This is a genomic window from Aeromonas caviae (assembly GCF_000819785.1).
Taxonomy (GTDB): Bacteria; Pseudomonadota; Gammaproteobacteria; order Enterobacterales; family Aeromonadaceae; genus Aeromonas; species Aeromonas caviae.
Genome location: NZ_CDBK01000044.1, coordinates 56,234 through 69,129, shown reverse-complemented (window position 1 = coordinate 69,129; position 12,896 = coordinate 56,234). Strand labels below are relative to the sequence as shown.

At 62.8% G+C, this 12,896-nt stretch carries 11 protein-coding genes; all 11 read right to left on the bottom strand.

All coding sequences use genetic code 11. The features are described from left to right. Positions 1-21: 21 nt before the first annotated feature. Positions 22-1,062: a rod shape-determining protein gene (locus BN1120_RS07020; protein WP_005308111.1), complete on the bottom strand. Its 1,041-nt coding sequence runs from the start codon at positions 1,060-1,062 to the stop codon at positions 22-24. Positions 1,063-1,278: 216 nt separating this feature from the next. Further along, positions 1,279-5,637, bottom strand: a complete 4,359-nt coding sequence (locus tag BN1120_RS07015) for a DUF6701 domain-containing protein (RefSeq protein WP_042015324.1) — start codon at positions 5,635-5,637, stop codon at positions 1,279-1,281. A gap of 25 nt (positions 5,638-5,662) precedes the next feature. Continuing rightward, positions 5,663-6,130, bottom strand: coding sequence for an MSHA biogenesis protein MshP (locus BN1120_RS07010; protein WP_042015323.1), 468 nt, complete (start codon positions 6,128-6,130; stop codon positions 5,663-5,665). After that, positions 6,120-6,992, bottom strand: a complete 873-nt coding sequence (locus tag BN1120_RS07005; protein WP_080767927.1) for a PilW family protein — start codon at positions 6,990-6,992, stop codon at positions 6,120-6,122. The genes BN1120_RS07010 and BN1120_RS07005 overlap by 11 nt, the downstream gene beginning before the upstream one ends. After that, on the bottom strand, positions 6,992-7,567 hold the full coding sequence (locus BN1120_RS07000) for a prepilin-type N-terminal cleavage/methylation domain-containing protein (RefSeq protein ID WP_042015321.1): 576 nt from the start codon (positions 7,565-7,567) through the stop codon (positions 6,992-6,994). The genes BN1120_RS07005 and BN1120_RS07000 overlap by 1 nt, the downstream gene beginning before the upstream one ends. Beyond that, positions 7,554-8,036, bottom strand: a complete 483-nt coding sequence (locus BN1120_RS06995) for a pilus assembly FimT family protein (RefSeq protein ID WP_010672629.1) — start codon at positions 8,034-8,036, stop codon at positions 7,554-7,556. Before BN1120_RS06995 ends, BN1120_RS07000 begins: the two co-directional genes overlap by 14 nt. A 65-nt stretch (positions 8,037-8,101) precedes the next feature. Then, positions 8,102-8,563, bottom strand: a complete 462-nt coding sequence (locus tag BN1120_RS06990) for a prepilin-type N-terminal cleavage/methylation domain-containing protein (RefSeq protein WP_010672628.1) — start codon at positions 8,561-8,563, stop codon at positions 8,102-8,104. A gap of 18 nt (positions 8,564-8,581) precedes the next feature. After that, positions 8,582-9,241 carry a type II secretion system protein gene (locus BN1120_RS06985; RefSeq protein ID WP_042015320.1) on the bottom strand — a complete coding sequence of 220 codons (660 nt, stop codon included), beginning with the start codon at positions 9,239-9,241 and terminating at the stop codon, positions 8,582-8,584. Positions 9,242-9,318: 77 nt separating this feature from the next. After that, positions 9,319-9,780, bottom strand: a complete 462-nt coding sequence (locus BN1120_RS06980; protein WP_042015319.1) for a hypothetical protein — start codon at positions 9,778-9,780, stop codon at positions 9,319-9,321. A 75-nt stretch (positions 9,781-9,855) separates the two neighbouring features. Next, on the bottom strand, positions 9,856-11,079 hold the full coding sequence (locus tag BN1120_RS06975; protein ID WP_042015317.1) for a type II secretion system F family protein: 1,224 nt from the start codon (positions 11,077-11,079) through the stop codon (positions 9,856-9,858). Positions 11,080-11,126: 47 nt separating this feature from the next. After that, on the bottom strand, positions 11,127-12,839 hold the full coding sequence (gene mshE, locus BN1120_RS06970) for an MSHA fimbrial ATPase MshE (protein WP_042015316.1): 1,713 nt from the start codon (positions 12,837-12,839) through the stop codon (positions 11,127-11,129). Between the last annotated feature and the right edge of the window lie 57 nt (positions 12,840-12,896).

Here is a 12,896-nt window from a genome sequence, read left to right as displayed (position 1 = left end):
GCGCTCGGCCGGCTTTGGGTCTTATTCGTAGTGGAACAGATCGCCACCGTGCATATCGATCAGCTCCAACGCCTTGCCACCGCCACGGGCGACACAGGTGAGGGGATCTTCAGCCACGACGACCGGGATGCCGGTCTCTTCCATCAGCAGACGGTCGATGTCCTTGAGCAGAGCACCACCACCGGTCAGCACCATGCCGCGCTCGGAGATGTCGGACGCCAGCTCGGGCGGGGATTGCTCCAGGGCCACCATGACGGCGGAGACGATGCCGGAGAGTGGCTCTTGCAGCGCTTCCAGGATCTCGTTGGAGTTCAGGGTGAAGCTGCGGGGCACACCCTCGGCCAGGTTGCGACCGCGCACTTCGATCTCGCGCACCTCTTCGCCCGGATAGGCGGAGCCGATCTCGTGCTTGATGCGCTCGGCGGTGGCTTCCCCGATCAGGCTGCCGTAGTTGCGACGGACGTAGCTGATGATGGCTTCGTCGAACTTGTCGCCACCGATACGGACGGACTGGGAGTAGACCACGCCGTTCAGGGAGATGATGGCCACTTCGGTGGTACCGCCACCGATGTCCACCACCATGGAACCGGTCGCTTCGGAGACCGGCAGGCCGGCACCGATGGCGGCAGCCATGGGTTCATCGATCAGGTAAACCTCGCGGGCGCCGGCGCCCAGAGCGGATTCCTTGATGGCGCGACGTTCCACCTGGGTGGAGCCGCAGGGCACGCACACCAGCACGCGCGGGCTGGGGCGGAAATAGTTGTTGTCGTGAACCTGTTTGATGAAGTGCTGCAGCATCTTCTCGGTCACGTAGAAATCGGCGATCACGCCGTCTTTCATCGGGCGAATGGCGGAGATGTTACCAGGGGTACGACCCAGCATCTGCTTGGCGGCATGACCGACAGCAGCGACCGATTTGGCGTTCCCGCGCTCTTGGCGAATGGCGACAACTGAGGGTTCGTTAAGGACGATCCCTTGATCTTTTACATAGATCAGGGTGTTGGCAGTTCCCAAGTCGATCGACAGATCGTTGGAAAAGACGCCTCTGAGCTTTTTGAACATGGCTACGGGAAATCCTAAGAATTTGGAGGTGCAGAAAACCGGCTAACTTTACCAATGCCCACCCCAATGGGCAAGCGCTCAAACTGTCGCCAATCAATCAGGCGCGACAAAAATGCGAGTCATCACTCACCCGCTCAGGCCGACAAACACTACGAAACAAGGAGATAAGACGCCGCTGTACAGCAATGCGTCTATCTCCCCGTGTCAGCCCGGGTGTCAGGGCATCACTTCGCGGCGATAAATAATCCGATCATTGCCCCGATCCCGACCAAAAATTGCCTCCCCCTGCAGATGACCCGTCGTGGCGGGATCCGCCAACCAGACGGGTTGGGATGGCTGTTGCTCCAGCACGATCCGATAGGGAATGCGCACCGCCTGATTGGGCGGCGCGAAGTGGAACCGGGTCTCGCCTGCGTCGAAACCGACCTGAGTACCGCCCGGAGCCACATTGCCGAGACCAAGGCGAATGCGGGTACCGTCTTTGAGGATCAGATCCCCCGTCGCGGAGTCATAGCGTTGCTCCGCATCGGTAAAGACGATACCACCTCCCGCTAGGGAGATCTGGGTACAGATATCTTGCGAATTGGCTCGCCTATCTTGCGAATTGGCTCGCCACAGGCCCCCTTCGAAATATTGCACCTGCAGGGGCAGCGCCAGCGGGGCGCTATCGACCCCCTGACGGGTGCTGGCGAGCAGCCGGCCGTAGTAGGCGATCATGGTATCGTCCGATCCCTTCGGAATGGAGAGCTGTTTGGCGGTGCAGTTCACCCCGCTCTGGCAAGTGCCGCTGACGGCTGGATTCATGTTCCGACCGCTGAGGAAGCTGGTCTCAGGAGTCTCACCGTCCGTTACTCTGAGCCCTAGTCGCAGGAGCGGCAAGGGCTCTTCCGGTGCGGTCAGGCTAGGGGTCAGTTCGCGCAGCCGCATAAAGCGGGTTTGACCTGACTGCTTGCCTGTTCCTTCGGTCCAGCTGGCGGCCAGCGGCGCCAGCCGATTGGATCTGTCCACCCCGTCCTGATTGTTGGCGGCCACCAGGGTGAGGGCCCCTCTGGCAAAGGCATCACGGTAGTTCCTCGTGACACTCCCTTCCTTGTTGCGCGCCTCCACCACGGTCTGTACCCCGAATGGCTGGCTCATATAACTGAAACCACCGCAGGCCGGGGTGACGGTACCGCTCGTCATGTTGAAGTCCCAGGGTACGAAGCGCCCCAGCGGCACGCTGGTGGCGGGAGGGATGGAGTAACCGAAATAGCCCGTTGATACTGTGCTTCCCTCTGGCGACGTTGCCACCGGTGGCGTTGCCTTGATCCTGAAGACCCCGACCTCATTGAGGCTGAGGGCGGGTGTATTGAGGCTGGCACTGGCTGCAACATGGCTGTACCTGGTCGGGGTGACCTGGGCGGCCACACCACCCTGAGGGGCCACCAGCTCGCTGGTCAGGGCGATGTCGGACAACACGAAGTTGGGGGTGGTGCCATTGCCGATGCAGATATCCCCATCGCTGTCGCTCTGCCACGCCATGGCCTGGATATTGAGCGAGAAGCTGTCTCCCGTCCTCTTGAACACAGGGCAGGTGATATCCCCTGCCGCACAGGTCCCCTGGGTGGGCGTGATGCAGAGCCCTACCGGGCGGCTCACGAACAGATCCGAGCCCGTCATCACCAGCCCTGCGGTATCCCCGCTGCCATCGTGGCGGGCATTAAGCCGCATCTGGCCTGCATCCGGATAGCGAACACTCTTCAACGTCGCCTTGCCTTGACCATCGAAGGTCAAATTGAGGGTTGTCGCCGCTGGCGAGACTACATTGGCGGCATAAGTCGAAATCGTCTTGCCATCTATCGCCATCTGACTCCCGGCAGAATTGTCATTCGGGGTGACATACGTTCCCCAGAAGCCGACCGAACGCTCACCGGTAAAACCGGGGACACACTGCTGGGTCGCATTGTCCTTTTTGACGGCACTGATCACTACATCTTGGGGCCTGTTGGCCAGGGTATCCGGCACATTGAACAGGAAGCCGCTGTCGGCAAAGCTCAAGGTACAGGCGGCGGCGCTCAGGGCACCACTGCCGGCGCGGCACAGGGTGGTGCTCAGGGGTTTGGTGGACGGCGTCGAGCCGCTCACCCCCACTGTGATGGCCGTCGCCAGATTGTTGCGTAGCTGCAAGGTGGTCGTGCCGCCGCTGAAATTCACGGTGGCCGTGTTGCCGTTGTAGCTCACCTGGCTGTCGGCTATCCAGCCGTTGCTGCCATTCTTGAGGGGGGTCAGGATGGCGCTCACCGGGTCCGTGAACAGTTGGCTGCAACTGGCGTTGGCGCAGGCCCGTATGACGAGGGTCTCCGGGTTGCAGGTCAGGGCCTGACCGGAGTGATCGAACTCGAAGTGATCGATCTGGGTGCCCACCGGATTGGATTTGAGGGCGCAGATCCGGACGTTGTCGAGCTCATGGTAGTTCGTCACAGAACCGGTGGAGCCGGTGAGCGACAGCAGGAAGTTGGCGGGCACCGCCGCCTGCCCCGTCTGGTTCACCATATTGATGGGCCCCACCAGCATGGTGTAGCCCGAGCCCGTGTTCCGCTCAACCGACGCAAGTGAACTGCCGGCAGTGCGCGAGTCAATGGTGATGCGGTAACGATGGGGGCGGTTGCCATTGGTTCCGCTGTCCACTGCCGGGCTCAGGTTGCTCGCCGTTCCCGCCAGATAGCGATAGCCCGAGGTCCCCGAGCTGGCACCGGAGCCACGAATGGAAACGGCCTGAGGACGAGACCCGGGATTATAGGAGCCCCCCTCGTTGGCATAGTTGCCGTATTCGTCGATACCGACCCCCATCCAGCCACCGGCAAAACCGCTGATCCCGGTCTTGAAGCCATAACCCAGCGGGCCACCGAAGGCGCCGGGCTGGGGCGTGATCGTCGCATCGGAGAGCACCACCGCCATCCCGTCCGCCCCGCTCGAGCCGGAGGTCTTGTAGGCATACTGATCGAACTCGATAGTCACCAGATTGCTGGCCCCCGGGAAGAGGCGCTGGAAGGTCGCAGAGGTGGCCTGGTTGGTCGTATTCTGGGTCAGCCGCAGGCGACCGTTTTGCAAAGAGGGCAAGGTGCTGCCATTGCGTTGAGCCACCACCCAGTCGCTGCCAAGGGTGCTGGCGGAGAAGTCGTCGCTGAAACAGGTCAGTGGGTCTTCACACATGCCCGGCCAGTCGCCGTTGAAGGGCTCGTGGATCACCTTGCTGTTGTTGGTCATGGAGACGTTCACCGCCGACACGGCACCGGTCAGCACGGCCTGACCACTCATGGCCAGATCCCCGGTGTTCACATAGAGAATGGCGTTGAGTTTGGTGTTGCCGCTCATGGTGACCTTGCCGAAGTGATACATCATCAGGTCGTTGGCCTTGCCCCCGGCATTGACCTCCATCTGGTCGCTCAGGGCCAGATCGCTCTTGATGTACAACCTCGCGGCACTGCCGCTGTCAAAGATCAGCTTGTCGTTCTGACCGAGCTCCATCTTGTCTATCCAGTGGTTGCCGCCACGAAAGTAGAAATTGATGTTGGAGGTGCTCTGGTGTTTGAACGTCTTGAGGTAGCGGGCCTGCAGATATCCGTTGATGGTGCCGTTGCCACTCACCTCCAGGGTCTGGTGAAGCTGGAGCGTCAGGTCGCTGCGACTCCCCGCAGCGGAGATCCGGCTCTCGTTTTCCATCTTGAGCCCATAGACGGCGAGGGAGCTCTGCCCCTGGAAGGTCATGGCACTGTTGCTCTTCATCCCCAGGCTTTTGATAAACCAGTCCCCTGCCCCCATGAGCACGCTCTGGCCACTGGCAGAGACCTCCATGGTGACCTTGTCCAGGTAGTGCGGCTGGAAGACGGCAGTCCCGGTATTGCCATTGCCCGAGACCTCAAGGGTGCTGTAGACGGTGACCCTGGCGTCATTGAGCTTGCCCTGACCCGTCACCGTCAGATCGTTCACATGAAGATCTCCCGACCCGGTGACGCCACTGTTGTAACCATTCTTGATGGTCATCTTCTGGGCATAGACGGTCGCACCGTTGAGGTTGAGCATCGCCCCTTCGCTGATAGACAAGGTATCGAAGCGATAGGTCTGGCCCGATTTCAGGGTCGCCACGCAGCTGTTGCCCCCCCACGAGGCGTTCTTGTAGTCACCGGCAGCAGGAGAGGTGGTCCCGTCGCAAGCGAGATCATTTTTCCCGCTGTAGGAGGGGAAGCCCCCCGGGTTGGCCGGAAACGCGTCGGGATCGCTGATGAAGGTCACATCCTTGAGCACACTGGCAAGGGTGCCGCTGACGTTGCAATTGGAGACCCAGGTGCCGTTGTTCCAGAAACCACCGTTGTTGCAGTTGGCGTTGGGCTGGATGTTTTTGGTCAGGAAGGGGTAACTGGCCCCCACAGTGGTGCTGATGATCTTGCTTTCATTGTTCATGCTCAGCACGCCGGGGGAGGCGTGGCTCTGCACCGGGAAGAGGAAGGCTTCGGTACACTGGCTGGCGGCCTGCACCGAGGTGGATCCCAGCAAGATCCACAACAGGGCGCCGCGAAGAGGCTGGCTGGACTTCATGGGGTCTGGCTCCTTGGCAGGGGGCTCATGGCGTCGCTCCATCAAAGGCTTCCGCCACCAGGGTGCGGCTGACGGCAAAATCGGGGTTCGGGCCGCTGCCGGCATCGGGCTGGCCACAGCGCCCTTCGCTGCTGAATCGGTATCCGGTCTGGGTCCCTCCGGCCGCACTCACCGTCACCCTGTTGCAGGTGATGCTGGCCTGACACCCGGCAAGCCCGGGCTCGGTGAAGTCGAGCGCTATGGGGACGCACCGGCTGGCCTGCCCCTGCCACTCCCCATTGGGATAGAGCCGGTACAGTGCAACTTCGAGCCCGCTCTGGGCCGCCATCAGGGCACGCACGCCGCGCACCTCCACCGTATGCTTCTCGCTGCTGTCCACCAGGAAACGCCCCATGGCCGCCGCCAGCAGGGCCATGATGACGATGACAAAGAGCGCGATCAGGATGGAGCTGCCCCGCTGGGACCTCACCATGGTGGGAGTGTCAGGGCACATTGAGGGTCTCCAGCTTGTGGTGGAAGACGACGCGCTCGTCGCGCTGCTCGAACTCCAGCCGCAGCCCCACCTCGCTCTGGTTGAAGGCGGCGGGCTCCCGGTAGAAGTAATAGGACGCGGGGCGGATATGCTCGGCCATGAGGGCCGAGGTGCCCAGGCTGATGTCAGCACCGATGGCGGCGCTGACCCGGGTCAGGGCGGCATTCGTCACGCAGTAACGCACCTGCTGACGGGCAAAATAGATGCGCTGCCCGGGGGACTCCTTGGCGAAGGTGCCATCCACCGTCAGCGGCAAGGCCCCCGAGATCGGGCTCCCCACCGAGGTGACGGCGGCCACGCAGTTGCCATGGAGACACCCCTGATCCAGGCCGAGTGCCGGATCGGCGAGAGGATAGACGATGGCCTGGTCCTTCTCTCGCGGCAGCGCGTCCGGCACCACTATGTTGAGCCCGGCGCTGGCCACTGAGCCCAGATAGCGGCTGGCGGTGGCGATGGGCCAGAAGCGCAGGCAGGTCCCCTGATCCGCCCCCTTGCCCGCCTCATCCTCGATGCGCACCGAGCCGGGGACCGCATCGCGCAGCTCGCGGTTGAGCCGCTCCAGGGCGAAGCGGGCATCGCTCATCAGCTGCTCGCGGCGGCTGGCATCCCCGTAAATCTGGGTGCCGATGCCGATAAACTGGCTGGAGAAGGTCGCCATCACCCCGAGCAGCAGGATCACCATCACCAGCTCCACCAGGGTGAAGCCCCGCCCCCGCCCAGGTTGGGCGCAGGCTCGATGAGCGAAGCCTGATCGGACGCGGTAACGGGGTATGGTCACAGCTGCGTCATCGGACGCGGCATAACGGGAGTGCGGCTGGTCCATCAGTAGTTCCCCCGATAGAGGGCAAACGCCAGCTCGCTCTCATCCGGCAGACGCACTGTCAGGGCGACGCGCTTGCCGATAGACTCGGCCCCTGGCCCGGTGCTGCCAAACAGGGTATCCGGGGTGACGGCGATCCTGATCTGATAGTGGCGATACTCCTGGTCGCTGACGCCCTCGGCATCCGTCTGGGTAAACAGGTTGGCGTCCACCCAGTGACCCCCGGTGTCGAAATCGTCCACGTCGTTGAAGGCATAGGGGCGGGTCTCGCCCCCCTCCGGGCCGTAGTCGGCGCTGGCGGTGCAGGGGGGATAGGTCACCGCAGGGGTGCCGACGGTCTCACCGCAGCGAAAACGGCCGCCGTTGTGATCCGAGTGCTCATCGAAGGATTTTTGCAGCACCTCGCTTAAGATCCGCTGGGCCAGCTGGGCGGCCCGTACCTGCTGCACCGGATCCACCGCCTGGGGTGCCTGATTGATGAGAAGCCCCAGGATGCCGGTCAGGGCGATAGCCAGCAGCACAATGCCGACCACGAACTCGATCAGGGTGAAGCCGCGCCGGGCCTTAAGGGAGGGCATGGATATAACCTTCCGGCTCGATGCGCAGCCGGGCGCTCTCCTGCCCGCTGCTCACCACCAGATTGCAGCCATTGACGCAGGTTGAGGGTGAGAGCGGACGGCCGCTGCGCTTGTCGAAAGAAAAGCTGCCTTGAGGCAGGGAGAGGCCGCCGGAGGCGGTGATGACTCGCCCCCGGCTCTGCTCGTCCGCACTCCAGCCGGAGATGGGCTTGGGGGTACAGCTGCCAAGCAGGGTCAGATGACCGAAGCGGCTCGGCTCCAGCACCAGCTGGGTGCAACGCGCCTCCCCTTCCTGCATGTTCATGGTCTGCACCAGCCGCAACCGGGCCACCAGCTCATCGCGCAGGGTATGGGTTTCAAAGCCGCCTTTGCCCAGCCACTTGGGCACGGCAAAGGCGGCCAGAATCCCGAGCAACAGGATCACGATCACCAGTTCAATCAGGGTGAAACCTTCGTCCCGTTCAGTCATGATGAGCAACCCTTGAAAGAAATAGAGAGAGGACAGCCTCTCTCTATCTTGTTCATTTATAAGATTTACTTACAAGCAGTGACTGCTGCTGTTGGCTGAGAGCCAGAAGTAATAGCTTGCGTATAGGTGACATAACAGTCGGTGGCAGTACTGGCGGAAACACCAGCCGGGAAGATCTTGATGCTGCTAGATGCAGGAGTACCAAAGCTCCAATCATTAGTGCTCAGCTGCAATACTTTCTCCAGATCATCCTTGGTCGCCTTGGGATACCCGAAGGCAATACCGACATCGACACCATTACCGATATCCAACGTATCGGAAGCTGTAGTGTCTTTACCAGCGATAACGGCCTTGCTATACACCATGGCACCGGCAGAGTTCAGGGAACCTTCAACCCCCTTCAGGGTGGAAGTACGCGCATCATCCTGCAGGTTCAGGAACTTGGGCGCGGCGGTGACCGCCAGAATGCCCAGGATGATGATGACAATCACCAGTTCGATCAGGGTAAAACCCGCTTGCTTCTTCATTACGTTTTCCTCTGTTTATCAATTGATATTGGTAGTCACCTGGCCGGAGGCCGGGCGATAACTGAAACTCATGAACGCATCCGTGCTCCCTTGCGGGTCCTGATAACGTCCATCACTTCCCTTGCTCAGGCTGTTGACCAGATAGTAACGGCAGACCGAATCCAGTCCATTGTTGCTCACCGTGGCATAGAACTTCAGGTCATTGCCGCTACCGCGCACCTCGTCAAAACGGGCAGTAGCCTTGGGAGGATTCTGCAACAACCCCTCCCAAATATTGAGGCAGCGGGCCGCCGTCAGATTGGCCGGGTCCACATCGGGAGCGCCGCTCGCCGCCGTGTCCATGGGATACCCGGGAGAGAGCTCGCCATTGCTGACCTGACTGTCGGTCGGCGTGGTCAGATAGAAACGCGAGCCGTCGTAGAGCACTGTGTTGAGTCCATCCTGCCTGGCACGCCCCTCGGCCTCCCACTGGGCCCGCACCAGGGACACCCCGGTGGCGAAACCGCCGGACACCCCTTCCACGCTCGCCTTCTTCGCCTCGTCGGTCACATCGAGAAAACGGGGCAAGGCGGTGACGGCCAGGATCCCCAGGATCACGATGACGATCACCAGCTCAATCAGGGAAAAACCGGCCATCTGACCGGGCCCCTGGCCGGGTATCACTCTCTTTGTTGCCATGCTGCCTCCGTAATGTTCCGCATTATTTCATGCAGATAGAAAAAAATCATGTCGCCGAGACGCTAGAACGATACTGTTCAAGATTTGTTCAGCAAACTGCCGTCGGCGAAGCGATAGATCAACCAGTTAGCCTCCCAACCAAATTCGCATCCCTCCCCATCCGGGCTAGCCAGCACCTGCAGGGTGGGCATCGACAGCGCCTCCTGGCCGAGCAAGGCCGACCAGAGCCCGCGGCAGTTCTCGGACGGTGACTGTAGCGGCAACACCGCCAGCGGCCAGCCTCGCCCATCGAACTGCCAGGCCCGCCCCTCTGCATGGAGCACGGCGGGGCGCCGCTCATCGAGCCAGCGCCCGTGCAGCCGCTGGACCCGCTCGGCAAACTGCTCCCCCAGCAGGGTCAGGCTGACCGCCAGCGCCTCTTCCCTGTGGCTGCGATAGCTCAGGGCCAGGGTGGCAAGGATGACCAGCAGCAGGATGCAGGCGATCAACCGCCTGTAGCCTCCCAGCCAGCGCTCATCCTGCTCGGACTGTCTGCTCATCGCATCACTTGCCCCGCACGGCCCGCATCATCTCCCCGCCATTGGGAGAGTGAAGATGCTGGTTGCACAGATAACTCACGACTGACCCCGCACGGCCCGCATCATGTCCCACATGGGCGTAAAGATGCCGAGCGCCAGCACCAGCACCATGACGGCCACTATGCCGATCAGGATGGGTTCGATGCGGGCGGTGAGGCTCTTGAGGTCGTAATCCACCTCCCGCTCGTAGTATTCGGCCGCCTCGTGCAGCAGCTCGTCCACCTGGCCGGTCTCTTCCCCCACCGCGATCATCTGCATCACCAGGGGAGTGAACAGGCCGCTGGCGCCGGCGGTGCGCAGCAGGCTCTCGCCGCGCTCGATGCCGCCCCGCATGTCGCGGATCTGCCCCGCCATCCAGGCGTTGTCCACCGCATCGGCCACCAGGGTCAGCGCCGTGTTGAGCGGCACGCCGGCCTTGAGCATCATGGAGAAGCTGCGGGCAAAACGGGCAAGCAGGGAGCGCTCTATGATGGAGCCGACGATGGGCAGCCGCAGCTGCCATCTGTGCCAGGCCAGCCTGCCTTTGGTGGTGGCGACCCAGCGTCGCCAGCCGACGACGGCGCCCACCAGGATGGCGAGCAGCAGCCACCAGTAGTGAACGAAGAAGTGGGAGGTGGCCAGCAGGATACGGGTCGCCAGCGGCAGCTCCACCCCGAACTTGGCAAACATCCCGGCAAAGACGGGGATCACCATGATGTTGAGGATCACCATGGCGACGGCGATGGCAATCAGCACGAAGGTGGGGTAGCGCATGGCGGTCTTGATCCGCTTGCGGGTCTCCAGCTCCAGATCGAAATAGTTGGCGAGCTGCAGGAAGGCCTCCTCCAGCTGACCCGTGTTCTCCCCCACGTGGATGATGGCCACGAAGAGGCTGCTGAACACCTTCGGGTGCGACTGCATCGCGCTCGACAGCGGCCGGCCGTTGGCCAGATCCTCCCCCAGAGCGTGAAGCGCCCGCTTGAGGGGCTTGCTGTGGGCGCTCTCCTCCAGCCCCGCGATGGCGCGCAGGATAGGGATGCCTGCACGGGTCAGGGCATACATCTGGCGGCTGAAGACCACCAGCTCCTCCAGCTTGACGCTCCCTTCCAGCAGCAGCGACCAGTCGATGCTGGCAGACCTGGCCTTGCCGGCCTTCAGCTCGGTGGGCATCACCCCGCGGCGCATCAGCTGCTCGGCGGCGGCCTGCTCGCTGACCGCTTCCACCACGCCGCTGACGGCCTGGCCCTGGCTGTCACGCCCCTTGTAGGCAAAACGGTTCATGGGCGACCCCGGCAGAGTGATTCAGTACGATCCAGATGCCTCATGCGTTACCCCAGGTCCTCGGCCAGCCGAAGCACCTCGTCCACCGAGGTGATCCCCTCGCGGGCATAGTCGAGCGCCGTCAGGGCCAGGGGACGGTAGTGCTCGTGCGCCCGTGCCGCCCGGGCAAACCCCTCGGCATCGTTGCGGCGCAGGGCATCCATCATGGGTTGATCCAGCTCCAGCAGCTCGTACACCCCGATCCGGCCCGCATAGCCGGTGAAGTTGCAGCTCTGGCAGCCTCGTCCCTTGCGATAGCGATGCTGCCCCGGCGCTTCACCGGAGAGCACCGAGAGCCAGGTGGCCTGCCCCTCGTCCGGCGCCGTCTCGCAGGCGCAGTGTTCACACACCCGCCGCACCAGGCGCTGGGCCACCACGGCCCGCAGGGCGCTCGCCACCAGATAGCCGGGCGCCCCCATGTCGATGAGACGCAGGGCGCTGGTCACGGCGTCGTTGGTGTGCAAGGTGGTCAGCACCAGGTGGCCCGTGATGGCGCCGCGCAGGCCGATCTCCACCGTCTCGTTGTCCCGCATCTCCCCCACCAGCAGGATGTCCGGATCCTGGCGCAGGGTGGAGCGCAGCACCTGGGAGAAGGTGAGCCCTATCTTGGGATTGACCTGCACCTGGCTGATGCGGGGCAGACGGTACTCCACCGGGTCTTCCACCGTGATGATCTTGTGGCTGGCCTGGTTGAGCTCGGAGAGGGCGCCGTAGAGCGTCGTGGTCTTGCCGCTACCGGTCGGCCCCGTCACCAGGATCATGCCGTGAGGGCGTTTGAGCTGACGACGGAAGCGGGTCAGGATGGCGGGGGGCATCCCGGTCTCGGCGAGCGACAAGATGCCGGAGGATTGATCCAGCAGCCGCATCACCACGGACTCGCCGTACTGCACCGGCATGGTGGACATCCGCACATCCACATCGCGGCCGCGCACCTTCATATTGAAGCGGCCATCCTGGGGCAGACGCTTCTCCGAGATGTCGAGCCCGGCCACCAGCTTGAGGCGCAGCACCAGCGCCTGGGCGATGCGCACCTCGCTCAGGATGTTTTCGTGCAGCACGCCGTCGATACGCTGGCGAATGCGCAGCACCTTCTCGTCCGGTTCGATATGGATGTCGGAGGCACCCACCTGTACCGCGTCCTCGAACAGGGAGCGCAGCAGCTTGGCCACCGTCGCCTCCCCCTCGTCGGTTGCGGCATTGAGGCTGCCGGCCCCCAGCTCGAAGCCGGTCTCCTGGTGCTCTTCGTGCAGTTGCACCGCGAAGTTCTCTATCTCCCGGGTGCGGCGATAGAGGCGGTCGAAATACTCCAGCAGCTGGCCTTCACGGGCCACGGCCAGCACCAGCTCCCGCGGGCTGAGCAGGGCAGCGATGGCGTCGAGGGCGCTCAGATCCGCCGGATCCGACATCACCACGGTGACCTTGTCGTCGCTCAGGTTGACGGCCAGCGCCCGGTAGCGACGCGCCTGCACCTCGGGCAACAGCGCCACGGCCGAGACGTCGATGGTGAGGTTGTTGAGATCGAAGAAAGGCACATCCAGCTGACGGGCGAGGAAGGTCAGCAGTTGCACCTCGCTGATGAAGCCGAGATCGATGAGGGTGGTCCCCAGCTTGCGGCCGGTCTGGCGCTGCTGCTGCAGGGCGAGCTGCAGCTGATCATCCGAGATGATCTGTTCCTGTACCAGCAAGTCGCCTAGGCGCATTTTCAGTCTGGGTTGTGCCATTGTTGCTCCGATCTCTGTTGCTTCACGCCCGCTGCCTGGTCCGATGGCATGGGCTCA